Origin of the sequence: Flavobacterium sp. 9R (assembly GCF_902506345.1) — a bacterium.
Taxonomy (GTDB): domain Bacteria; phylum Bacteroidota; class Bacteroidia; order Flavobacteriales; family Flavobacteriaceae; genus Flavobacterium.
Window position 1 is genome coordinate 2628898 of the sequence record NZ_LR733413.1, and the last position, 22777, is coordinate 2651674.

20 protein-coding genes, 1 tRNA gene and 1 pseudogene are annotated in these 22777 nt (G+C 38.3%); 11 read left to right on the top strand and 11 right to left on the bottom strand.

Annotated features, from left to right (window positions below):
• Positions 1–4: 4 nt before the first annotated feature.
• The 6 genes from FLAVO9AF_RS11735 to FLAVO9AF_RS11760 all read left to right on the top strand — a co-directional run bounded on the left by FLAVO9AF_RS11735 (position 5) and on the right by FLAVO9AF_RS11760 (position 3538).
• Complete coding sequence (locus FLAVO9AF_RS11735; RefSeq protein ID WP_159688840.1) at positions 5–430, top strand: hypothetical protein; 426 nt, start codon at positions 5–7, stop codon at positions 428–430.
• Between the two features lie 2 nt (positions 431–432).
• Positions 433–855, top strand: coding sequence for a SufE family protein (locus FLAVO9AF_RS11740; protein WP_159688843.1), 423 nt, complete (start codon positions 433–435; stop codon positions 853–855).
• Between the two features lie 30 nt (positions 856–885).
• Positions 886–1275 carry a GxxExxY protein gene (locus FLAVO9AF_RS11745; protein ID WP_159688846.1) on the top strand — a complete coding sequence of 130 codons (390 nt, stop codon included), beginning with the start codon at positions 886–888 and terminating at the stop codon, positions 1273–1275.
• A gap of 140 nt (positions 1276–1415) precedes the next feature.
• Complete coding sequence (locus tag FLAVO9AF_RS11750) at positions 1416–1739, top strand: SUF system Fe-S cluster assembly protein (protein ID WP_159688849.1); 324 nt, start codon at positions 1416–1418, stop codon at positions 1737–1739.
• Between the two features lie 82 nt (positions 1740–1821).
• Positions 1822–2331 (top strand): DUF2480 family protein, encoded by a 510-nt coding sequence (locus FLAVO9AF_RS11755; protein ID WP_159688853.1) that lies wholly within the window; start codon positions 1822–1824, stop codon positions 2329–2331.
• A 277-nt stretch (positions 2332–2608) separates the two neighbouring features.
• On the top strand, positions 2609–3538 hold the full coding sequence (locus FLAVO9AF_RS11760; protein ID WP_159688856.1) for a DUF3078 domain-containing protein: 930 nt from the start codon (positions 2609–2611) through the stop codon (positions 3536–3538).
• A 200-nt stretch (positions 3539–3738) separates the two neighbouring features.
• On the opposite strand, the gene hflX is transcribed toward FLAVO9AF_RS11760, so the two are convergent.
• The 9 genes and pseudogenes from hflX to FLAVO9AF_RS11800 form a co-directional block, all read right to left on the bottom strand.
• Positions 3739–4971, bottom strand: a complete 1233-nt coding sequence (gene hflX / locus FLAVO9AF_RS11765) for a GTPase HflX (protein WP_159688859.1) — start codon at positions 4969–4971, stop codon at positions 3739–3741.
• Between the two features lie 25 nt (positions 4972–4996).
• Entirely contained in the window at positions 4997–5905 is a 909-nt protein-coding gene (locus FLAVO9AF_RS11770) for a hypothetical protein (protein ID WP_159688862.1), read from the bottom strand.
• Positions 5906–6000: 95 nt separating this feature from the next.
• The gene (locus FLAVO9AF_RS11775) at positions 6001–6243 is read right to left on the bottom strand and encodes a DUF5053 domain-containing protein (protein WP_159688865.1); all 243 of its coding nucleotides are present in this window, start codon (positions 6241–6243) and stop codon (positions 6001–6003) included.
• A 32-nt stretch (positions 6244–6275) separates the two neighbouring features.
• Positions 6276–6404 (bottom strand): hypothetical protein, encoded by a 129-nt coding sequence (locus FLAVO9AF_RS15720; RefSeq protein WP_255478099.1) that lies wholly within the window; start codon positions 6402–6404, stop codon positions 6276–6278.
• A gap of 102 nt (positions 6405–6506) precedes the next feature.
• Complete coding sequence (locus FLAVO9AF_RS11780) at positions 6507–7862, bottom strand: DUF5689 domain-containing protein (protein WP_159688868.1); 1356 nt, start codon at positions 7860–7862, stop codon at positions 6507–6509.
• A gap of 24 nt (positions 7863–7886) precedes the next feature.
• Positions 7887–10724, bottom strand: coding sequence for a TonB-dependent receptor plug domain-containing protein (locus FLAVO9AF_RS11785; RefSeq protein ID WP_159688871.1), 2838 nt, complete (start codon positions 10722–10724; stop codon positions 7887–7889).
• 420 nt (positions 10725–11144) lie between these two features.
• On the bottom strand, positions 11145–12356 hold the full coding sequence (locus FLAVO9AF_RS11790; protein WP_159688873.1) for an MFS transporter: 1212 nt from the start codon (positions 12354–12356) through the stop codon (positions 11145–11147).
• Positions 12357–12649: 293 nt separating this feature from the next.
• Positions 12650–13702 carry a Gfo/Idh/MocA family oxidoreductase gene (locus tag FLAVO9AF_RS11795; protein WP_159688876.1) on the bottom strand — a complete coding sequence of 351 codons (1053 nt, stop codon included), beginning with the start codon at positions 13700–13702 and terminating at the stop codon, positions 12650–12652.
• Between the two features lie 25 nt (positions 13703–13727).
• A pseudogene (locus FLAVO9AF_RS11800) lies at positions 13728–14798 on the bottom strand (NADH:flavin oxidoreductase/NADH oxidase).
• 198 nt (positions 14799–14996) lie between these two features.
• On the opposite strand from FLAVO9AF_RS11800, the gene rseP reads away from it, so the two are divergent.
• The 4 genes from rseP (at position 14997) to FLAVO9AF_RS11820 (ending at position 18590) form a co-directional block, all read left to right on the top strand.
• Complete coding sequence (gene rseP / locus FLAVO9AF_RS11805; RefSeq protein WP_159688879.1) at positions 14997–16340, top strand: RIP metalloprotease RseP; 1344 nt, start codon at positions 14997–14999, stop codon at positions 16338–16340.
• A gap of 133 nt (positions 16341–16473) precedes the next feature.
• Positions 16474–16547: transfer RNA gene (locus FLAVO9AF_RS11810), tRNA-Asn, on the top strand.
• A gap of 410 nt (positions 16548–16957) precedes the next feature.
• Positions 16958–18088, top strand: a complete 1131-nt coding sequence (locus FLAVO9AF_RS11815; RefSeq protein ID WP_159688882.1) for an ImmA/IrrE family metallo-endopeptidase — start codon at positions 16958–16960, stop codon at positions 18086–18088.
• Positions 18089–18092: 4 nt separating this feature from the next.
• Positions 18093–18590 carry a DUF4411 family protein gene (locus FLAVO9AF_RS11820; RefSeq protein WP_159688885.1) on the top strand — a complete coding sequence of 166 codons (498 nt, stop codon included), beginning with the start codon at positions 18093–18095 and terminating at the stop codon, positions 18588–18590.
• Positions 18591–19003: 413 nt separating this feature from the next.
• On the opposite strand, the gene FLAVO9AF_RS11825 is transcribed toward FLAVO9AF_RS11820, so the two are convergent.
• Positions 19004–21127, bottom strand: coding sequence for a Tex family protein (locus tag FLAVO9AF_RS11825; RefSeq protein ID WP_159688888.1), 2124 nt, complete (start codon positions 21125–21127; stop codon positions 19004–19006).
• Between the two features lie 55 nt (positions 21128–21182).
• Between FLAVO9AF_RS11825 and FLAVO9AF_RS11830 the strand changes: the two genes are divergently transcribed.
• Positions 21183–21461 (top strand): DUF1294 domain-containing protein, encoded by a 279-nt coding sequence (locus FLAVO9AF_RS11830; RefSeq protein ID WP_159688891.1) that lies wholly within the window; start codon positions 21183–21185, stop codon positions 21459–21461.
• Positions 21462–21579: 118 nt separating this feature from the next.
• Here FLAVO9AF_RS11830 and trpS read toward each other — a convergent pair whose 3' ends face one another.
• The gene (gene trpS / locus FLAVO9AF_RS11835; protein ID WP_159688894.1) at positions 21580–22560 is read right to left on the bottom strand and encodes a tryptophan--tRNA ligase; all 981 of its coding nucleotides are present in this window, start codon (positions 22558–22560) and stop codon (positions 21580–21582) included.
• Positions 22561–22777 lie beyond the last annotated feature (217 nt).

A 22777-nucleotide genomic window follows, 5' to 3' on the forward strand; every position in this document is an offset into this window, starting at 1 on the left:
AAAGATGAAGTGGATTAGTCAATTGATTTTTGTTTTTGTTATCATGAGTAGTTGTAAAAGTCAAAAAATCAATGATTTTAGTACTTCATCCATCACGTATACTGCGCAATCTAGAGGAGTATATTTGAGTGTTTGGATGGAAAATCAAAAGGTTTGGGTCATCAAAGGTAGGAATGAAAAGCCCTATGAAGTTGTGCTGACAGCACAAGAAATGAAGGAGCTAGAAAGCACTTTTTCTGTATTGAATTTAGAAAAAGTACCATCATTGAAAGCCCCAACGGCAAAGCGATTATATGACGGAGCTGCCATTGCCAACCTAGCCATTTCAGCTGGTGGAAAGGCCTACATCTCCAAAAGTTTTGACCACGGATTTGCCCCAAAAGACATAGAAAAAATAGTAACTTTATTAGTTTCATATAGCGAAAGATAAGCATGAGTATCAAAGAAATACAAGACGAAATTGTAGATGAATTTTCGATGTTCGACGACTGGATGCAGCGTTACGAATACATTATTGAGTTAGGAAAAAATTTGCCTTTAATAGAAGAAACTGCCAAAACCGATGATAATTTAATCAAAGGATGCCAGTCGAAAGTTTGGTTACAAGGCCAGCAAAACGAGGACAAAATTGTATTCACTGCTGATAGTGATGCGATTTTGACAAAAGGGATTATCGCTATTTTAATACGCGCATTCTCGAACCAGAAACCTGCTGATATCTTGAACGCCGAGATGGATTTTATTGATGAAATTGGACTTAAAGAACATTTATCACCCACCAGAGCCAATGGTTTAGTATCGATGATTAAAAACATCAAAATGTATGCTTTGGCGTTTGATGCAAAAAATAATTAAACATATAAGCCATTAAAGTTTTTTTCAAAGATGAAAATAACAAGAACTTTTTTAAAAGAATTGGTGTATCAGGTAAATGGAGCAGCGATAGAAGTTCATAAAATTTTAGGACCAGGTTTACTAGAAAACATTTATCATCAATGTATTAAAAAGGAATTAGAATTGCGCAAAATAAATTATTCTTCTGAACTTCAAATTCCTTTAACATATAAAGGTTTTGAATTGGAATCAAAACTTAGATGTGATTTGTTTATTGAGAATTCGTTGGTTGTTGAATTAAAATCTGTTGCTGAAATCAATCCAATTTTTGATGCTCAACTACTTACCTATATGAATTTATTGAAGGCTCCAATGGGTTTGTTAATTAATTTTGGCGTTAAGAATATATACTATGAAGGACAAAAAACAATGGTAAATTAATATTATAGAAAGCTAGATGATTAATGTTGGTTCAGATTTAATTAGATGATATTTTTATAAGTTTATTAAATGAACTTATATCCAGACTTTAGAAAACAAAAAAACTCATATGACTAATATGTTTTAATAAATTAAAAAAAATGACAGAAGAAATAAATACCGCCGAGTTAGGAGAAGCCATCGTAAAGAAATTAAAAACGATTTACGACCCAGAGATTCCAGTAGACATTTACGAATTGGGATTGATTTATGACGTGATGGTCAATACCGATTATGAAGTAAAAATCTTGATGACTTTAACTTCACCAAATTGCCCTGTTGCAGAAAGTTTACCAAGAGAAGTAGAAGAGAAAATCAAATCGATTGAGCACGTAAAAGATGCCGATGTAGAAATCACTTTCGACCCACCTTGGAGCAAGGATTTAATGAGCGAAGAAGCTAAATTAGAATTGGGAATGCTTTAATTAAAAAGTGCTCAGTGTTCAGTTTTTAGTACCCAGTTTTACTGACCACTAAGGACTGACCACTGACTACTAATTTAAAAAGATGGACGAAATAATTAATAAAGTAGCGAACAGTTCGTTACAAGTTTTTGATTTAGAAGATTATTGGCCTGTTGGTATTCGTTCTCAAATAGACATATCACAATGGCTAGTCGAAGGATTCTTACTCAAAGAAACAGAGTATAGACAAGCATTAAAGCAACACGATTGGACCCAATATCAAGACCATTATGTGGCAGTATATTGTGGTACAGATGCTATTGTTCCTGCTTGGGCCTGCATATTGGCAGCTACTTATTTGGTGCCTTATGCCAAGAAAGTAGTATTGGGAACCGTTCCTGAACTAAACACAGCTTTGTATCTCGAGGTCTTGAATACGATAGATTATTCAGACTATTTGGATAAAGCAGTAATACTAAAGGGCTGTTCCAAAAAGCCCGTTCCAGAGAGTGCTTACATAGCCGCCATTCAAAAACTGCAACCTTTGGCCAAAAGCATTATGTATGGTGAGGCTTGTTCAGCAGTGCCTTTGTACAAAAGGCCCAAAACATAATTTTTTCAGAAACCCCAGCAATGGGCATTTTCAGGATGCAAAGTCCCGCTATCCGCTGCACCCGAGCGATAGCGAACTGACGAAGTAATCTTTTGTGCTGAATCCCAGCACAAAAGGATTTTCGCTGCACCCGAGCGATAGCGAACTGGCGAAGCAATCGGGGTTAGGGAGCTACAACTTTCCTTTTTGTTATGATTTTTGTAGTTTATAACCATTTATTTTTCAGTGTTTTAATGGTTTTTACTACATTTGAGTAAGAACCTTAAAACCAAACGAAATGAGAGCCATTGTAATTACCCTGTTTTTGCTTTATTCCGTTACTGAAGCACAAGCACAAAACACCGAGAAAGAGCTAATCAAAAACACCGAAGCTGCGGTTAAGAACATCAACGATACTTTACCTAACGGCTGGCGCAAAAAAGGAAATATTGCTTTTCTTTTCAGTCAGTCCAATTTTAATAACTGGATTGCAGGTGGAGAAAATAACTTGTCTGGAAATTTAGGCATCAACTATGATTTCAACTACAAAAAAGACAAACTGACTTGGGACAACAAAATCATTGCATCTTACGGTTTACTACAAACCAAAAATGCCGATTTTGAGAAAAAAACCGATGACCGTTTCGAATTCAATTCTACGCTAGGGCAACACGCTTTTGGTAATTGGTATTACTCTTTATTCCTTAATTTTAGGACTCAATTTACTCGTGGTTATGTTTATGGCAAAGATGCCAATGGAGCCGAGATAAGAACCGAAAACACCAACTTTTTATCGCCTGGGTATCTTACTTTTGGTCCTGGTTTGTTCTGGAAAAAAGGTGACCATTTGCGTTTGAATTTTGCACCATTGACCTCCAAAATGACCTTCGTAGACGATTTTTATACCTCTCAACCAGGTTATGTAGATGGAGCGTATTTTGGGGTTGATGCCAATAAAAGCTTGCGCTACGAATTGGGTTTTTATGCTTCGGCTTATTATAAATTCAACTTAATGACGAATGTTTCTGCAGAGAATACGCTGAATCTTTACACCAATTATTTAGAAGACCCTCAAAACGTCGATATGGATTATTCATTGGCTATCGTGATGAAAATTAATAAATTTCTATCAGCCAATTTGAACTTTCAAGCCATTTATGACGACAATGCTTTTCAGGGATTTCAAACCCGACAAGTTTTTGGTTTAGGAGTGAATTATGGGTTTTAGTAGCTGATGTAACCCAAAAATCAAAATAGTTCCTTTTAGCCCCGGGAGTAGCGGCATCCTTTGTTGTCTCGTTTTTTTTGAACGAGACAACAAAGATATAGCGAATCACGGGACGATGCTAACAAGAAAGCCCAATGCAGACTGCTCCTAATAATAAAAAAAAGCCCTTTTGATGGTTTCTCAAAAGGGCTTTTTTAGTATTATTCTTTTTCTTCTTTCTCAATGGCATCCTTATAATCTGGATACAAGAATTTGTTGTACGGGAAGCGCGTGATGTGAATTTGTCGCACGGCTTCGTATACTCGTTCTCTAAATTCCTCGAAGTTTTCTTTGTGGGTGGCCGAGATGAATAAGGCATTTTCGTGGCCCACGCGACTCATCCAAGTTTGTTTCCACTCTTCTAGCGTAAAGTGACGTGGCGTTTTTTCGGTCATTAAATCGTCTTCGTCTATCGTTAAATGTTGGTAAGCATCGATTTTGTTGAACACCATTAGCGTAGGTTTGTCATTGGCTTTGATGTCTAACAAGGTTTGATTTACAGATGCAATGTGGTCTTCAAAATCAGGGTGTGAGATATCCACAATGTGCAATAACAAATCGGCTTCGCGTACTTCGTCTAGCGTACTTTTGAACGAATCGACCAATTGCGTAGGTAACTTTCGTATGAATCCTACGGTGTCTGAAAGCAAGAAAGGCAAGTTTTTGATGACCACTTTTCGAACGGTAGTGTCTAGGGTGGCAAACAATTTATTTTCCACAAAAACATCGCTTTTGCCCACCGCATTCATCAAGGTTGATTTGCCGACATTGGTATATCCTACCAGCGCGACACGAACCATAGCGCCGCGATTGCTGCGCTGAATCCCCATTTGTTTGTCAATGGTTTTGATTTTGTCTTTTAGCAACGAGATACGATCACGAACAATACGTCGATCGGTTTCGATCTCGGTTTCTCCCGGACCACGCATCCCGATTCCTCCTTTTTGTCGTTCTAAGTGCGTCCATAAACCCGAAAGACGAGGCAACAAATAGATGCATTGCGCCAATTCTACCTGCGTTCTGGCATAAGAAGTTTCGGCGCGTTGCGCAAAAATATCCAAGATTAAATTGGTACGGTCAAGGATTTTGCAGTCGATAATTTTGGAGATATTCTTTTGTTGCGAAGGGGTTAATTCGTCGTCAAAAATCAAGGTCGAAATGTCATTTTCTTTTACAAAAAGATGAATTTCGTCTATTTTACCTGTACCCAAAAACGTTTTGGGATTGGGTTTGTCCATTTTTTGCCAAAAGCGTTTTACTACTTGTCCACCAGCAGTAAAGGTCAAAAACTCTAATTCGTCAAGGTATTCACTCAGTTTGTCTTCACTTTGATTTTGAGTAACAATCCCGACGATAGCCGTTTTTTCGAAATTTATTTTTTCTTTTTCTAACATATCATCAAATAAGTCGCAAATTTAATCATTTGCTTTGTACTTCTGATGCTGTTCCGTTAAAAACCGATGTTGGTTCGTAAGTATAGGTTTTTACAGTCTTAATCATTCCACTGTCTTCGATTAGGGAATAAGAAGCAGGATAATTTTGAGCATTGTATTTGAACGTTCCTGCGCGAACTATTGTGTTAGCAGTTGAGGTAAATTTTAATTCGTTGTTAGGACTTATAAAGGTAAACTCAAATTCCTCTTCTTGGAACGAAACCAAAGGAATAATCACTTGGTAATTGGGACCAAAAATGTTTTTTACCATCAACAAATTAGCTGATTCTTTGTCATCATAACCAAAATACTTGATGGTCTTGTCGCCCAAAAGTCCTGTTTGTTTGATTTGATTTTCTTTGTCGTAATAGAATTCGGTTTTGTGGATGATTTGTTTGTTTCTGTCACGAACTGAGCGGCGAACGACCTTCCCGTTTTCGACTACAAAATCTACTTCTTCCACAAAAAGTTGCTGGGTGGTACTTTTTTTGGTGACTTGCTTGATTCGGGAACCGTCATAGGTATACGTTACGGTTTTGGTTACAAATTTACCGTCTTCGTCGTATTTTTTGGTAAACAAAATCAAGCGGTCTTCAGCGTCATAAGCGTAGCTAATTACTTCTTTCCAATTGCTTCCGTTGCGGTCTTTTACAGTGTGATCGAGTAATCCTTTTTTGTTATAAAAGAAACTTTGGGTGACATCCGAGGTTTTGATGGTGGTTAATTTTCCGTTGTCAAAAGCATAGGTTTTGTTGACCATTTCACCACTTTTTAGGTTTCTAAAATTGGTTTTGACTACGGCAATTTGCTTTAATTGCAACGATTTGTCTAAGGTTTGACTTTGTAAGCCATACGAAAAAGCCATCAGAGCGAAGGCCGCGAAATAGGTTTTCATTTTTGTTTAGTATTGATTTGGGACGACCAAAATACAAAAATGATTTTTAGTAAACGCGATTTAGAAAATCATTTCTTTGAAGGTAAAATAGAGAGCTATTCTAGATTTTCAGCAGCCATTCTAATTCGTGCCGAAATATCAAACAAAGCATTTCGTAGCATTTCTTTTTCTTCATCAGTAAATTCGCCGTGACCGCCGTTTCCATCTCTGCCATTGAGTTTGTTGTACATCCAAGAACTTGATTTACCAAAATAGGTTTTAGCAATATCTGCCCAAGATATGTCTAAAATTATATCATCTAATTGTTGTCTTGCTGTTTTTTTCTCTGCGACTTTCATACTATTATATTTTATTAAACTTAATTTTCAAGTTAGCCGTCTAATAAATTGTAAAACAACTCTACTATTAAAACTCTTAACGTTTTAGAAGGATTATGTTTGGCATTTTTATAATTTCTAATTTGCTCAATCAATTCCTTTTCTTGGTCGGTTAATTCCATTTTATGGGTTTGATTTTACTTTGTAAATGTACTGCGAATATTCGCAGTAAACAAATTTATTTATACTCTCCTAAGGTTGCTATTCGGTGATTTTATAATTCTCTACTTATCCCCAAATAGTTGCACATCATCTACCATAAAAGCACCATCTAATGCGGCATTTTTTCCTGATCCTGTGTAGCGAAAGGCAATATTGACTTTGCCTTTGAACGCACTTAAATCTATAGCGCCCGAGCCTATGAATTGGTACCAAGGAGTGGCCTGTTTGGGCACTATGGCTTTTAAGGGAGTCCAAGTGGCGGTAGCTATGTTTACGCCATCAAAATTGGTGGAAATAAAAACCTCTAAAGTATTCAGAGGCGAATCGACATCGAGATGATGTTGGGCGGAGCGGAAGGTCAAGATTTCGTTAGTGTGAATATCTAAGTCGATTTTGGGTGAAATTAACCAAGCCACATTCGAAACCACTTTGGTTCCCGAAATTGCAAACTCGGCGTACCCATTGCCATTGTAAACCGTACCTTTCCACACTGGCGTGCCTTTTTGTGCTAGATTTGTCCAGCCAGGTAAACTTAGGTTGGTTTTATCGACTACTTTTTCAAAATCTTCTTTGAAGAAGGGTGTGATACTAGCGCCTGTAAGGTTTACATCTTTTTCAGAACGAGCGATGAGTTGGTAATCGGTGCCAAATTTGGTCAAAATACCTTTGACTTTTCCGCTTCCTTTTGGGACTGTTTTTGTGGCGAAATTGGCAAAACTAGAGGTTCTAAAAATAACCTGATTTCCCAATTGGTCCATCAAATTCCAATTGGTGCCGCCACCGATATCTTCGCTTTCTTCATAGTATTTTCGTCCTACAGCATCGGTTGTAAATTGTACGTTTTGCAATTCGACCAAAGTGTTTAAGTTGGCGTCATTCAGTAATTCTGGAATGGTCGTAGCTTTGGTCAATTGCGATTCTTCGATAATGGTGCAGGAGGGGAACAGCACTTTTTTATAGTCGTTTTGCGAAAGTCTTCCCACGCTACCTTCGTTATAGGAATTGACATAAATTGACCCAATTCTGAGTCCGCCGAAATTGATGTCGGTATATTGATTTTTGAGTTTAAGATAGACTTTATTCCCCAATCGAAAATCGATGTACAAATTAGTAGCATCGATAGGCACACTAAAACCAATGGCTGGCGAGGTAGGCGTGGCCAACGTTTGAAAACTAATGGTTTTGAAAAAATTCCCGCCTTCGTCACTTGAAACCACATAGGCTTCGATGCTATCGTCATAAGGGTATTGCGCTACAATTGCATTAGCATTGGCTTTCACCTGAGCCACGGTTTGGTTGACTTTTAAATCGGGTTGTGTGCATTCTAATTTTGGAATGTCAAAATCTTCTTGTGCACAATTCATCAAGAAGAAGGAAAAGACAAACAGGATTGAAAGTGAAGAAATATAACGCTTCATATTTTTACATTTTAATGAGGTTGATTATAAATTTAGATATAAGGAGACAAAGTAATTGCGGCCATAGCCTTGGAAATATTTGTTGCCAAAGTTGGGCGTCCCGCTTGAGACATCTTGGTTGCGTTGTCTAAAATTGGCATTTCGGGCTTGTTCGTAACCTCCGGTTTTGTAATGGGTATCTAAAAGATTAGTAACACTCATAAACAATCCAAGTGTTTTTCCTTTGATTCTCCACGTTTTTCCACCAGTGAGATTGAGCAGAAGCACAGGGTCTAATTTTTCTTGGCGCAGTAATGCTTTGGCTCGTTCTTCGGTGGCTTCAGGAAAAGGAAAACCATTGGCTGGATTTCTGAAAAAAATAGCCGTTCTAGCAATGGGGGAAATGGAGATATAGGAATCGGTGATGTAGTTTATGTTGGTACCAATCCACCAATAGTGAGGATTACGATATTCTAATCCCGCACTATAGGCCTGTTGGGGTAAACCTGCTTGATAGTAATTTTTGAGAATGGCTTTTCCAAAATCAAATACAGTATTGCTGTTGTCTAGCGATGCTTGGGCATCATTCGTTATGGTAACGTTGGGGTTGCTGGCATAAGTATAGCGTCCGTAGGCGGCTGCTAAAGTTGTTTTCAGTGTGGTACTAATGGGATATTCGATACTTAATTCGGCGCCATAATTTTGTTTGTCGAGTTGGGTAAGCGTTTGCCCCACAAAAGCATCGGTATTGGTGTAACCCGCTCCGTCATCGAAAATGCCTTCGGCGTAGAAAAAAGAATTTTCGGTGGTATTTTTTAGGTAAGAATAATAGGCAGTCGCTCTTACTTTTATGATTGGCGTTCGATACAAATACGTCGCTTCAATGCTACTATGGGTTTCATTGGTAAGACCATTCACAAGGCTATTGTTCAAGCGGGCGTTGGGGAAAGTGTTTTGAATCGTAGGGGCTTTACTTAGGTGAGCAGCGTGAAATAAAACAGCTTGTTTTCCAGAAATCGAATAGGTCATTCCTGCCTTGAAACCAAAATTCTCGAAGTTGATTGTGTGGCTCTTGCCTAAAGAATTGTTCTCATAGAGTCCGTTTTTGTACAATCCTTCGCGCTGATAGTTGGTCATTGAAAATTCTTGTCCGAGGTAAAAATGCAGCTTTCGGAATCGGAATTGAAACTGCGTAAAGGCTTGGATTACTTGCGCTCTTATAAAATAGTTATAACCATAGGTATCGCCCTCGACTACTTGTCGGTTGGGATGATTCAAATCGGATTGGGCTTGATTGCCGTTATAAAACGCATCGATGTCTTCAAAATAACTGCCGCCCAAAAGGTCGATTACTTTTTGATAGTGTTGTGTTTTTGAGCTTTTGAAATTCGCGCCAGCCGTTAAGGCAACAGCTTCTGAAAGTTGAGAATTCAAAAGCGTATTTGCTGCTAGGATGGTTTCGTCGGCTCGGTCTTCATAGACGATGTAGTTGCTTTTGGAAGGTTCGTAGCCAATGATGGTTCCATTCGAATTTAAAATAGGTTGTTGATTGGCTTGGTAGAGTGTCGACCAATTGATTTGTGGATTTTCTAAAAAGGCCAATCGACTTTTTTCGGCATTCTCTTCGTCGGGAATGAAAGCACCTGAAAATTCGCCTTGGTCTTTTTCGTACAACGAAGTGTAATAGCTTGGCATTTTGCGATAATAGGTCGGGTCGGGATTGTTGGCATTTTGAAAATCGATATTGCTATTGCTGATGTTGCCCCACTGATAAAGCACTCCCGATTGTAGTTGTGTTTTGTCGTTGATTTTGAAATAATGGTTGAGAAGGAGCAGCGGTTCTTCTACGGTTTTGATTCTGGCGTTTCGTTGTTTGCCGTTTTGAAAACCCCAATAGGAATTGTATCGCGAACCCATTAGATTATAAACTTCGGCGGTGTTGGGAGCGGTTTTGGCTCTTGAGTTGGGTGTATAGATACCAGTGAAATTGAGCGAATGTTTTTCACCGAATTGTTTTTCGACGCTGATGAAAGCCGAGTTGCCGTCAAAATGCGTGCCTTCGAAATACGGATTTTCTCCGATTCTTTTTCCAGCAGAAACTACGAATGCCCAGCCTTTTTTGCTTACTCCAGAAGCATAGGTTGCCATCATCCGCCAGTTGTAAGTGGTATTGGTTCTAGCAAAAGAGAGTCGGGAACCCGAACGATAACTAGAGGCTCTGGTGCTGATTTGCTGTGCTCCTAAAAGTCCGCCAAAACTGTAGTCGAAAGCGGCGGTGCCAATGACGATTTCTTGATTGCGGAGCACATCGTTGATGCCGCCCCAATCGCCCCATTGTGGTCGACCATCGTATACTTTGTTCAATGTCAATCCATTTAGCAGTAAAGTGGCATTTTCGGCATCGAGTCCTCGAATCCTAAAACGGCTTTGTCCCCATTGAAAAGCGGCGGCTTGCTGGAACACATCCCGAGACGCTTGTAATAACGGTGCGGTACTTTCTGAACCATTAAAATCATCATTCAATTGCTCTTCGGATAGGGCGATGGTGGCGCTTTGTATTTCGGCCATTGGGTCTGTGGAGAGTGGAATAGTCCCTAAATCGGTGATGGTTTTGGGCGCTACGGTAACGGCTAGTAATTGGTCTTTGTAGCCTTGACTGTGAAGCAGTACGTAATAGGCGTTGGGCGGTAATTGGTCGAAAAGCACGGTTCCAGAAGCGGAGGTAAGTTGTAAAAAACTAGTGTTTTGAACACTAACGACCACTGAGGGCAGCGCTTTTTGGGATTGGGCTTCGATTACTTTGAGCGTAAAACCAGCCGTGTTTTGTGCGTAATTTTTTTGAATGAATAATAGGCAACCAAGAATTGATAATTTTTTCAGCATAGGCGTTTATAAAAAATAAAGTACTGTTACATTGGAGGACCCAACAAAATGGAATCCTCCAATACAACAGTTTGCGGAGTGCAACACTCCCATTAATTAATAAAACGTTTTTGGAAATTTGAGCACGAAACTCAAATGCGTTGCTTTATATAATGGTATTAAAAAGTGTTTTTTTTTATAACTAATTGATAATCATAGATTATGTTTTATAAATGTAATAAAAAAACTATTAACTTGTACGATAACGATTGAATTTTTTTTTTCTTGTGTTGAAATACGAAAATTTCTCGTCTAGCCCTGATGGGAGCGGCATCCTTTTTTTCCTAGCTGGCCGTTTGAAAAACGGTGAGCTAGGGAAAAAAGATATAGCGTACAGCAGGACAACTCGTCTGGAATAGCAGGGTCGTGTGCTCCTTAATATTAGGCTTCGATTTTTATTTTGGATACCATAAAGGCGATTAAAAATCCGAAAATGCCAATAAATGCGAATGAAAATTGTAAGCCAAAAGCTTGAGCAATATGCCCAATAACGGGTGGTCCCATTAAAAAGCCGAGGAAACTTACGCTTGAGACTGCCGTCAGCGCTTCGCCTGTTGGGATGGTTGGGTGTTTTCCTGCGATGCTATACAAGGTTGGAATGATGGTCGAAACGCCTAGTCCAACAAACATAAAGGCGATGGTTGCGGGGATTATGTACGGAAAAAATACGGCGGTGAATAAACCCGTTGAAATGACACATCCACTGATTTGCATTACTTTTTTGCGTCCCCATTTTTGAGTAAGACGGTCGCCGAAAAAGCGGCCGCTGGCCATCATAATCATAAAGGAAGTGTAGCCCAAAACGACTAAAGGACCCGGAACTTTGACTACATCTTTGAAATATACGCCACTCCAATCAAACATTACGCCTTCGCTAGCCATACAACAAAAGCCAATAACGCCCAGCCAAATTAAGGTGGGGTCGGGTTTGAAAAAGGGTTTTTTCTTTTCGGTTTTTTGGGTTTCTTTGGCGCGGATGAGCAATTTGTAATTGAAGGCTACCAGTCCCAAAACGATGCAAGCGACAATAATAAAATGGGTATAGGTCGTCAAATCTAAAGCCAACATTCCCAAGCCCACCAAGGCTCCTGTAAAACCAGCCAAACTCCACATTCCGTGAAAAGACAGCATAATGTTGCGTTTAAAAAGGCCTTCGGTATAGACACCTTGGGTGTTTACGGAAATATTGGTTAAGTTGGCGGTAAGTCCAAAGGCAAAAAGTCCCAAAGCCAATTGCCAAGCGTTTTGTGCCAAAGCTAAATTGGTCAAACTAACAGCATATAACAAAATTGAGACAGGCAATACTCTGTGACTTCCATAACGTGTGACCAATTTTCCTGAGAAAAACATCATAGTGAGTTGCCCCACAGGAAGCGCAAATAATATGGTGCCCAAAGTACCCTCACTGAGTTGTAAAGCGGTTTTGATGGTTGGAATTCTACTCGCCCAAGTGGCAAAAGTAAGTCCCATTCCGAAATAAAACATAGCCACTGCCCAACGTATTCTGTTGAGGTAAGAGACTTTGGCTTCGGCGTAAGCTTTTTTGTATTTCCCTTTGGGTTTCAGTCGGCCTAAGAAGTTGAGGTAAATCAAAGGTATTGGTTTTTAGAGTTTTAAGTGCCAAAATTACAAAAAAGAACGGCTTATTGTGTCATAATAACACATTTTAATGATTTACAACGATATTGTTTATAATTTAAATACGTTGTGTTTATTTTTTTTACCACATAGAATCATAGAATTTATAGTTTTACAAAGAAAGGTATAGACGTTTTACTATTCACATAGCTACATAATACTATGTGAGAAATAGCACTATTTCTATTTTCTCTTTATACCTTGTACTATTAATCTATGGCTCTATGTGATTAAATTTTATTTGAACTTTAATCAAAACTACTTACCTTGATTCTTTGCTGTTGTTGATGGCTAGCGATGGCCGCTTCTATGATTTGCATCACTTGAACGCCTTCTGCAGCAGAAACAGGGACTTTTTTTCCGTGAAGAATGGCTTGGTACACTCCCTCAAAAAAAGCATAGTAATTGCCTTGTTCTGTGGGGATGAATTCTTTGATTATGGTTCCGTTCCTTTCGGTGTGGAGTAATCCTTTTAGGTGTTCGGGTTCGGTGCCCCAGTCTGTGGTGTTGGGTTTTTTGCCTAATTTTAATTCGTCTTCTTGCACATCGCCACGAGCTTTCAAAAACGAACCTTTTTTGCCGTGAAGGGTATACGATGGATGCGGTTCGCGCACAAAGAAACCAGCTTTTAGTCGGACTCTTAGGTCAGGATAAAATAGGGTAATATCAATCCAATCGTCTACTAAAGAATGAGCTCTAGTAATTCGAATGTCTCCGTTTACGGCATCTGGAAAACCAAACAAGCATAAGGCTTGGTCGATGATGTGAGGCCCTAAATCTTTCAGAATTCCAGCACCAGCATTTTGGGTTTCTTTGTGGACTTTTGGACTTAAATTAGGATTGTAGCGGTCGAAATGAATTTCGGCTTCTACGATATCGCCAAGGAGTTCTTCTTGTAGTACTTTTTGAACCGTTTTGAAATCACTATCCCATCTTCGGTTTTGAAAAACGGCCAATTGCAGTCCTTTTTCGTTGGCCAAAGCGGCTAGTTCTTGGGCTTCGGCAACGGTTGTGGTGAAGGCTTTTTCTACTATGGCGTGTTTTCCGGCTAGCAAGACTTGTTTGGCGTATTCATAATGCGTTCCCACAGGCGTATTCACAATTACCAAATCGCAATCGTCTTGGAGTAAAGCTTCTAAAGTAGGGTAGCTTTTTACTTCAGGGAAATCGGATTGGATGAGTCTTTTGCTGCGTTCCCAAGCGCCCGTTATTTCAAAACCGGGATGTAAATCGAGAAAAGGAGCGTGGAATACTTTTCCAGACATTCCGTAGGAGAGTAGTGCTGTTTTAATTTTTTGCATAAAAATGGGTTTGGAGTGGGACTTTTTATCTTGTTTTGGCTCTTTCATATTGTTTCGGCCAAGCTACCGTTTCCTCTAAAGCAGTAGCAAAATCTAACCCTAAATTAGGATTGCGAAGGGACTCTCAAGCAAAAAACACTAAGTCGGCTTGTGATTCAGACAGTATGTTTTCTGCTTGATGGGCTTCGGTAATCATTCCTACAGCGCCAGTTGGTATGCCGGTTTCCTTTTTAATTTTTTCGGCAAACGGAACTTGATAGTTGGGGCCAATGGTGATTTTTTGATGGGACACCAATCCGCCAGAGGAGACGTCTATCAAATCGACGCCTTTTTCTTTTAGAATTTGTGAAAGTTGCACCGATTCTTCTACCGACCAACCGCCCTCAGCCCAATCTGTTGCTGATATTCTAACGAACAAAGGCAAATCCGAAGGCCATTCGGCTTGCACCGCAGTTACGGTTTCTAACGTTAATCGAATTCTGTTTTCAAAACTACCACCATATTCATCGGTTCTTTGATTCGTTAAAGGTGACAAAAATTGATGCAACAAATAGCCGTGAGCTGCGTGTATTTCCAGCACTTCGTAACCCGCTTCTACAGCACGTCGAGTCGCCGATTGAAAATCATTTAGTACTTTTTGAATGCCTATTTTGTCGAGAGCGATTGGAGTGGTTTCATTCTCGTGATACGCTATTGCGCTTGGGGCTACGGTGGTCCATCCGCCTTCGTTTTCACTTAATTTTTTGTTACCCAACCAAGGTGCCGAAACACTGGCTTTTCTTCCAGCGTGTGCTAGTTGAATGCCGGGAATCGCGTTTTGGGATTTTATGAATTGGTTAATGGACTGTAGTTTTTCGATATGTTCGTCTTTCCAAAGGCCTAAATCTTCTGGTGAAATGCGAGCTTCGGGAGAAACTGCCGTAGCTTCTTGAATCAGCAATCCAGCACCTCCAGCCGCACGACTGCCCAAATGCACCAAATGCCAATCATTGGCAAAACCATCTGTAGCAGAGTATTGGCACATTGGAGAAATAACGATACGGTTTTTGAAAGTGATACTTTTTAGCGTAAGCGGAGAAAACAAAAGACTATTCATATATACTGTAACTTTTAGGGTGGTACATCGACCTATGAAGGCTGTACGGTTTAAAAAGTAAAGTTAAAGCATCTCTTTAAAGGAGTGTTCTAAATTTTTGTATTTAACAAACATTTAAAGCCGTATGTAGTATATTGCGCTATCAAATTAAAATAGAAACGCTACTTTTGTGCGTTATTTAAGAACTAAAAGTAAACAATGGAAATCGTTATCAAGTTTGCTCAATTTTTATTGAGTTTGTCCTTATTAATTATTCTTCACGAATTGGGACATTTTATTCCTGCCAAATTATTCAAAACTAGAGTAGAGAAATTTTACTTGTTTTTTGACCTTAAATTTTCGTTACTCAAAAAGAAAATAGGCGAAACCGAATACGGTATTGGTTGGTTGCCTCTTGGTGGTTATGTAAAAATCTCTGGGATGATTGACGAGAGTATGGACAAGGAACAAATGGCATTGCCTCCACAACCTTGGGAATTCCGTTCGAAACCCGCTTGGCAACGTTTGATTATTATGTTGGGTGGTGTTACGGTAAACTTCATTTTAGCTTTCATTATTTATATAGGAATGGCTTTTGCTTATGGTGATGCTTTTGTAGCGATGGCCGATATGAAAGACGGATTATTGATAGAAAATCCGGTGATGAACAAAATTGGTTTCCAAACGGGAGATAAAATCCTTAGTATTGATGGCGAAAAAATCGAAAAATACGACAACGAAATCAACATAAAATTGATTATGGGGAAACAAGTCCAAATCGAAAGAAATGGCACTACTCAAATCATTCAAATGCCAGTTGATTTAGTGGACCAATTGTCAAAATTAGAAAAAGGGCCTTTGGTGAATATCCGTATGCCATTTGCGGTTACTGCTATTCCTGAAGAATCCTTAAATAAACAATTACAGCCTAAAGATGTTATCGTTTCTATTAATGGCCAACCTGCCAAATATTACGACCAAGTTAAGGCCATCCTAAATGCGAACAAAGGTAAGACCCTTCCAGCAGTTGTAATTCGCAACGAAAAAGAAGTACCTGTACAACTAATCGTGAACCAAGAAGCGAAATTGGGCATAAATATGGGTAGTTTAGGATTGGAATCTTTAGAGAAATTAGGCTACTATAAAATCAGCAAACAAGAATACGGTTTCTTCGAATCAATTCCGGTTGGAATTGAAAGAGGGAAAGACCAATTGTTAGGCTACGGTAAACAATTGAAAATGATTTTCAATCCAGAAACCAAAGCGTACAAGCAAGTGGGAGGATTTGCGGCTATTTTTAATATTTTCCCTAGTTCTTGGAGCTGGGAAGTGTTCTGGAACATCACCGCTTTGTTGTCGATTATGTTGGGGGTAATGAATTTATTGCCGATTCCAGCGTTGGATGGTGGACACGTAATGTTTTTGTTGTACGAAATCATTAGCGGCAAAAAACCAAGTGACAAATTCTTAGAGAATGCTCAAATGGTTGGTTTTGTTTTACTTATCTCATTGCTTTTATTTGCTAACGGAAACGACATTTACAAAGCGATTGTAGGCAGATAAAAAAAATCAAAAAAATTTTATTTTTTGTTTGCAAAACTTGAAATTAGGTGTATCTTTGCAACCGCTTAGACAAACAAACAATGTCAGTCAAAGCCACAGAAAACGTTCCTACTACGCATTATAATACACAGTTTCCTCCTTAGCTCAGTTGGTTAGAGCATCTGACTGTTAATCAGAGGGTCCTTGGTTCGAGCCCAAGAGGGGGAGCTTAAAAGCCTGACAGCAATGTCAGGCTTTTTTTATGGAATAAACTTTTCGGACTTGGTTTCATTCTAAATATTATCCTTTCTATTATCGTTTACCGATACTAATTACTTGTAAGATAATTTTGTTTTTCTTCTATTTACGAAGGTACTTCCCAATACATTTTTTGTATGTTTGTGTGGACAGACAAATTATTTATTAAAGTATTTTTGGTAGAAAAAATACAGAATTTAAATTGCTTCATATGTCTATAACTTACACAGATGGATAAGAGTAAATGCTACCAATTATAAAGAATTAATGTTTTTTGTATTGAGTTATGTATCAAAAAATGTCTAGGATATAATTTAGTCGTTGCTAAAGACATTTTGGATGGAGAGTAAAAATTAATTTATATTACTACATTTGTAGCTATGAGAACAGAAGTCACCATAAACCCTACCTTGCTTACTTGGGCTATTACTCGAGCAGGGTTTGATATGGAGCAGTTTCTCAATAATCATCCCATTATTCAAAAATGGATAGAAGAGATAAAAAAACCAACCGTTAAGCAACTTGAAGATTTTGCAAACAAGGTTCATATTCCGTTTGGATATTTATTTCTTCCTGAACCACCTAAAGAAAGCATTCCTTTTCCTTTTTTTAGAACGGGTAATATCAATACTGAAAAAGTGAGCTTAAATGTGTTTGATACTATTCAAATACTACAAAGACGCCAAGATTGGATAACTGATTATTTAATAGATAACGAACACAAACCTCTGGCTTTTGTTGGAAAATTTGATAAAAACGCGAACGCTAATAATGTTGTTGTAAATATGAGGAATACTCTAGGTTTACACCCTAATTGGGCTTGTGATTTTGCAACGTTTGAAGACACTTTAAATTTTATAACGCACAAAATTGAAGAGATTGGTGTTTTTATCAATTTTAATGGAGTGGTGGAAAATAATACACATAGACCTATTAGTGTTAGTGAATGTAGAGGATTTGTGTTAGTAAATCAATATGCACCTTTTATGTTTATTAATGCCGCAGATGCTAAAGCGGCTCAGTTATTCACAATTATTCATGAGTTGGCTCACGTTTGGTTAGGCGAAAGTGCTGGTTTTGATAATCAAAATTTGTTGCCTGCCAACGATCCAATTGAAAAGTTATGTGATGCTATTGCCGCAGAATTTTTAGTACCCGCTAGTTCTTTAATCGATATTTGGAAAGACAAACCAAGTATTGATTATGCAAGACGTGTTTTTAAAGTAAGCCCAGTAGTTATTGGTAGAAGAGCTATGGATTTAGGTCTTATAACAAGAGGTGAATTCTTTGTTTTTTATAATGCTTATATGGAAAGCTATAGACAAAAGAAAGAAAAGCAAGGAAGTGGTGGTGATTTTTATGCTACAGCTCGAAAGCGTGTTAGCGTTAGTTTTGCTTCTGTTGTAAATCAAGCTGTTAATCAGAATAAATTGCTTTATCGTGATGCCTATAAGATAACTGGTTTGAAAGGAGATACTTATCAAAAGTTTGTAACACAACATTTGCATTAATAAAATGTCAGAACCTTTCCTCCTCGATAGTAATTTTTTTATTGAAGCTCACAGAACGAGCTATCCATTTGACGTTGTTCCTAGTTTTTGGATAAAGGTAAAGGAATTGGTCTCTAATGGGAAAATCATATCGATTGATAAAGTTCAGAAAGAGTTGTTAAAGAATAATGATGAACTGTCACAATGGTGTATTGATAATTTACCTCCTGATTTTTTTAAAGATACAACTTCTACAATTGCAAATTATGCATTGCTTAGTGGCTGGGTATATTCAAAATCTGATCAATACTCAAAACCAGCTATAAGCGAGTTTTTGGATGCTGACGAAGCAGACGCTTGGTTGATAGCTTATGCAATGACAAACGGCAATCAAATTGTAACACACGAAACAAGTAGTCCAAACAGTCGAAAAAGAGTTATGCTCCCAGATGCAGCTACCCCACATAATGTTTCTTGTATTAAAACAATTGATTTATTTAGAGTTTTGGGTGTAAAGATTTAAATAACCCTATAATTAATATTAAAGCTATATTGATAGATTGAAAGAAATCCACATAAAACTTAATTAAGGTATTATTATAGCTTAAAATTAAGTTCTATATTCACAACAGAAATTCATAAACAAAGCCCGACAATTTTTCTTGCCGGGTTTTGTTCATTTATACATTTTCCAATGGAAAGACTTTTAGAAATTCCTCGAAATTTGCACTTCGACCGAGCTAATATTGACGGTTTTTGTTTTGGAATTAAACATCTTCTCAAAATGAAAACACATCTCCAGTCCCTCTCGAAAGGGGAGTATCACTTCTTAAAAGACAACTTTTAAACAGAATAATGTCATTTTATATTGCTTTTTTAGTTTAAAATGATACCTCAATGTAACGCATTGGAATTTCTTTTTTGAGATTTCCACTTTTAAATAACCATCGTCAACTGTATTCGCTTTCTGTCTTCATCGACTTCGGTTACTTTTACTTCAACGTGTTGGTGGAGTTTGACTACTTCGTTGACATCGCTTACGAAACCGGCTTTGAGTTGAGAAATGTGAACTAAGCCACTTTCTTTGATTCCTATGTCGACAAAACAACCAAAATTGGTGATGTTGTTTACGATTCCGGGCAAAATCATTCCGGTTTTCAAATCTTTAATGGATTTAACATTCGGGTCGAATTCAAATATTTTAGCCGATTTTCTAGGGTCCAATCCTGGTTTTTCGAGCTCTTTGAGGATGTCTTTGATACCCAAAATTCCAATTTCGGGCGTTACGTAGTTTTCGGGTTTGATGAGCGCAATTTTTTCTTTGTTGGCAATCAAATCAGTAACAGAAGTTTTCAAATCTTTGGCCATTTTTTCTACTATGGCATAAGCTTCGGGATGTACTGCCGAATTGTCTAATGGATTTTTGCCATTGGCAATTCTGATAAATGCTGCGCCTTGTTGGAAGGCTTTATCTCCCAAACGCGGTACTTTTTTGAGTTGTTTTCTATCGTCAAAAGGACCATTTTCAGAACGATACGTCACTATATTTTCGGCCAGCTTTTCTCCAATACCACTCACATAACTCAACAAATGTTTGCTAGCGGTATTGATGTTGATTCCCACCGAATTCACGCAACGAATTACCGTTGCATCCAATTCTTCTTTGAGTTTGGTTTGGTCCACATCGTGTTGGTATTGTCCTACACCAATAGCTTTGGGGTCAATCTTTACCAATTCGGCCAAAGGATCCGACAAGCGACGTCCGATAGACACCGAACCACGAACGGTGACGTCGTAATTGGGGAATTCTTCACGGGCAATTTTTGAAGCGGAATACACAGAAGCTCCTGCCTCCGAAACAATAAATACTTGAACAGGTTTATCGAAAGCGATTTTCTTGATGAAGAATTCGGTTTCTCTTGAGGCGGTTCCGTTCCCTATAGAAATGGCGTCAATTTTATAGGAATTGACCATCGATTTGATTTTTTTCATCGCCATCGCCGTTTCATTTTGTGGCGCGTGCGGATAGATGGTTTCGTTGTAGAGCAAGTCGCCTTTTTCGTCCAAACAAACCACTTTACAACCCGAACGAAATCCTGGGTCGATGGCTAAAATTCGTTTTTCGCCCAAAGGTGGAGCCAATAATAATTGCCCTAAATTATTCGCAAAAACCTGAATGGAATTGGCATCAGCTTTGGCTTTGGCTTCTTGCAAGGTTTCGTTGGCAATGGCAGGTTGCAGCAATCTTTTATAAGAATCCTCTATGGCTAATTGTACGTGGGAGGTACTAGGACATTGACCTTTCAAAACTAATTCGTCGATTACATCATAGGCCTCGTCAATATCAGCCTCTACTTTGAACTTGATGAAACCTTCATTTTCGGCACGCAGCATCGCCAAGAGTCGGTGCGAAGGCGCTTTGGTCAACGGTTCTGACCAATCGAAATATTGCGAATACTTTTGTGCATCAGGTTCGTCTTTTTTCGTTTTGACTACTTTGGTGGTGATGGTCGCTTTGCGTTCGTACAAACGGCGCAATTGTTTACGAACGTAAATATTTTCGTTAATCCATTCGGCAATGATTTCTCTGGCGCCTTGTAAAGCCCCTTCTTCATTGACAATAGCGTCGTTCAAGTATTGTGTAGCCAAGAAATCGACATCGTCATTTTTCTGTGCTATTATAATTTTGGCCAAAGGCTCTAGTCCGTTTTCACGAGCAACATCGGCTTTGGTTCTTTTTTTCTTTTTGTACGGCAAATACAAATCCTCCAACTCTTGTAGGTCAAAACTTTGTTGGATTTTTTTATCCAATTCGGGCGTCAAAGCGTTTTGCTCTTCGATGGATTTTACGATGGCTTCTTTTCGTTTCAAGATGGCCTCGTACTCTTTTTGGAGTTTGGCAATTTGTTCGATTTGTGTTTCGTCTAGATTGCCTGTTTTGTCTTTTCGGTAACGCGAAATAAACGGAATGGTACAATCTTCTTGTAATAATTGAACGGTGTTTTGAATATTGATGGCTGCGGTAGCTACCTTTTGGGCGATGAATTGTAGGTTGGTCATTTTTTGAATTTTTCGGACAGCTAAAATAATATCTTTGGAGCGTAAATGTATCGCAATGGATATTTTATTGTATTATTTTTTGATTCTGAACGTCATCGGTTTTCTGTTGACTGTTTTTGATAAACAGCAAGCAAAAAGTCATAAACAAAGAATCCCCGAAACAACACTTTTAACCTTCGTGTTCTTCGGAGGAACTGTCGGTAGTGGATTAGCGATGCTTTTGTTCAGACACAAAACAAGTAAAAATAGTTATCTTTTGAAGTTTTGGTTAATAGTGATATTGCAAATTTTGGCAACATTTGGCTGGTTTTATGCTAAAACGGTATCCTTTTAATTTTATATTGCAACAAATATACTTTGGAGTACTATTCTTTTTCTATTGCTAAAAGCTATAAAAAAAAGGAATACCCCAATTCGGAATATTCCTTTTCATAATTTATTCGTAGTAACGTTTACTGTAACGACTCGAAACCTAATTTCAAGCGTACGCGATCTAAAACACCATTGGCGATAGTTGCTGCTTTTTCGGCACCTTGTTTCAATAAGGCGTCTACTTCTATCAGGTTATTGATGTAATAATTGTAACGTTCTCTTTCAGTTTTGAATTTTTCTACAATCAGTTCGAACAAGGCTTGTTTGGCGTGACCGTAGCCATAATTACCTCCTAAATAGTTGGCTCTCATCGTGGTAATTTGGTCTTCATTGGCCAATAATTTGTAGATAGCAAAAGCGTTACAAGTATCAGGATTTTTTGGATCTTCTAATGGAGTACTATCCGTTTCGATGCTCATGATTTGCTTGCGCAACGCTTTGTCATCCAAGAAAATATTGATGACATTATTGGCTGATTTACTCATTTTTCCGCCATTGGTACCAGGAATCAACATACTGTCTTCTTGGATTTTGGCTTCGGGCAACACGAAAGTTTCTCCCATTTGGTGATTGAAACGAGAAGCGACATCACGAGTGATTTCGAGGTGTTGCAACTGGTCTTTTCCTACAGGTACAAATTCGGCATCATACAATAAAATATCGGCAGCCATCAACATTGGATACGAAAACAATCCAGCATTGACATCGTCTAAACGATCGGATTTGTCTTTGAAAGAATGCGCCAAAGTCAAACGTTGAAAAGGGAAAAAACAGCTCAAATACCAAGACAACTCTGCTGTTTGAGGCACATCGGATTGGCGGTAAAAAGTAACTCTATTAACATCTAGTCCACACGCCAACCAAGCAGCTGCGGTACTGTAAGTATTGTTTCTTAAGGTTTCGCCATTTTTGATTTGTGTAATCGAATGCAAATCGGCGATAAAAAGGAATGATTCATTTTTTGGATCATTCGATAATGCAATTGCGGGTATAATTGCGCCTAATAAATTACCCAAATGCGGAGTTCCTGTACTCTGTACTCCCGTTAATATTTTTGCCATTGTTGTAGTTTCTGAATCGCAAAGTTCGCAAAGTTTGCCCGCTTTCCTATCATTTTTGGCTAAAATTTTATGGGTAAAGTGTTCAAAAGGCGTTGTTCATTTCTCAGAAAACCTTTTCAAAAGAACAGAATTTAGAGATTTAGTATTTTACACTTCGAAAAAAAATCAATTGGAAAGAATTGATTAGGGATTTTTATGGATTTTTTTCTCTTTTTTT

Bases quoted from the DNA above. Each gene is read 5' to 3' on its own strand.
- FLAVO9AF_RS11735 (WP_159688840.1), top strand. From the start codon at position 5: ATGAAGTGGATTAGTCAATTGATTTTTGTTTTTGTTATCATGAGTAGT.
- FLAVO9AF_RS11740 (WP_159688843.1), top strand. From the start codon at position 433: ATGAGTATCAAAGAAATACAAGACGAAATTGTAGATGAATTTTCGATG.
- FLAVO9AF_RS11745 (WP_159688846.1), top strand. From the start codon at position 886: ATGAAAATAACAAGAACTTTTTTAAAAGAATTGGTGTATCAGGTAAAT.
- FLAVO9AF_RS11750 (WP_159688849.1), top strand. From the start codon at position 1,416: ATGACAGAAGAAATAAATACCGCCGAGTTAGGAGAAGCCATCGTAAAG.
- FLAVO9AF_RS11755 (WP_159688853.1), top strand. From the start codon at position 1,822: ATGGACGAAATAATTAATAAAGTAGCGAACAGTTCGTTACAAGTTTTT.
- FLAVO9AF_RS11760 (WP_159688856.1), top strand. From the start codon at position 2,609: ATGAGAGCCATTGTAATTACCCTGTTTTTGCTTTATTCCGTTACTGAA.
- hflX (WP_159688859.1), bottom strand. From the start codon at position 4,971: ATGTTAGAAAAAGAAAAAATAAATTTCGAAAAAACGGCTATCGTCGGG.
- FLAVO9AF_RS11770 (WP_159688862.1), bottom strand. From the start codon at position 5,905: ATGAAAACCTATTTCGCGGCCTTCGCTCTGATGGCTTTTTCGTATGGC.
- FLAVO9AF_RS11775 (WP_159688865.1), bottom strand. From the start codon at position 6,243: ATGAAAGTCGCAGAGAAAAAAACAGCAAGACAACAATTAGATGATATA.
- FLAVO9AF_RS15720 (WP_255478099.1), bottom strand. From the start codon at position 6,404: ATGGAATTAACCGACCAAGAAAAGGAATTGATTGAGCAAATTAGAAAT.
- FLAVO9AF_RS11780 (WP_159688868.1), bottom strand. From the start codon at position 7,862: ATGAAGCGTTATATTTCTTCACTTTCAATCCTGTTTGTCTTTTCCTTC.
- FLAVO9AF_RS11785 (WP_159688871.1), bottom strand. From the start codon at position 10,724: ATGCTGAAAAAATTATCAATTCTTGGTTGCCTATTATTCATTCAAAAA.
- FLAVO9AF_RS11795 (WP_159688876.1), bottom strand. From the start codon at position 13,702: ATGCAAAAAATTAAAACAGCACTACTCTCCTACGGAATGTCTGGAAAA.
- rseP (WP_159688879.1), top strand. From the start codon at position 14,997: ATGGAAATCGTTATCAAGTTTGCTCAATTTTTATTGAGTTTGTCCTTA.
- FLAVO9AF_RS11815 (WP_159688882.1), top strand. From the start codon at position 16,958: ATGAGAACAGAAGTCACCATAAACCCTACCTTGCTTACTTGGGCTATT.
- FLAVO9AF_RS11820 (WP_159688885.1), top strand. From the start codon at position 18,093: ATGTCAGAACCTTTCCTCCTCGATAGTAATTTTTTTATTGAAGCTCAC.
- FLAVO9AF_RS11825 (WP_159688888.1), bottom strand. From the start codon at position 21,127: ATGACCAACCTACAATTCATCGCCCAAAAGGTAGCTACCGCAGCCATC.
- FLAVO9AF_RS11830 (WP_159688891.1), top strand. From the start codon at position 21,183: ATGGATATTTTATTGTATTATTTTTTGATTCTGAACGTCATCGGTTTT.
- trpS (WP_159688894.1), bottom strand. From the start codon at position 22,560: ATGGCAAAAATATTAACGGGAGTACAGAGTACAGGAACTCCGCATTTG.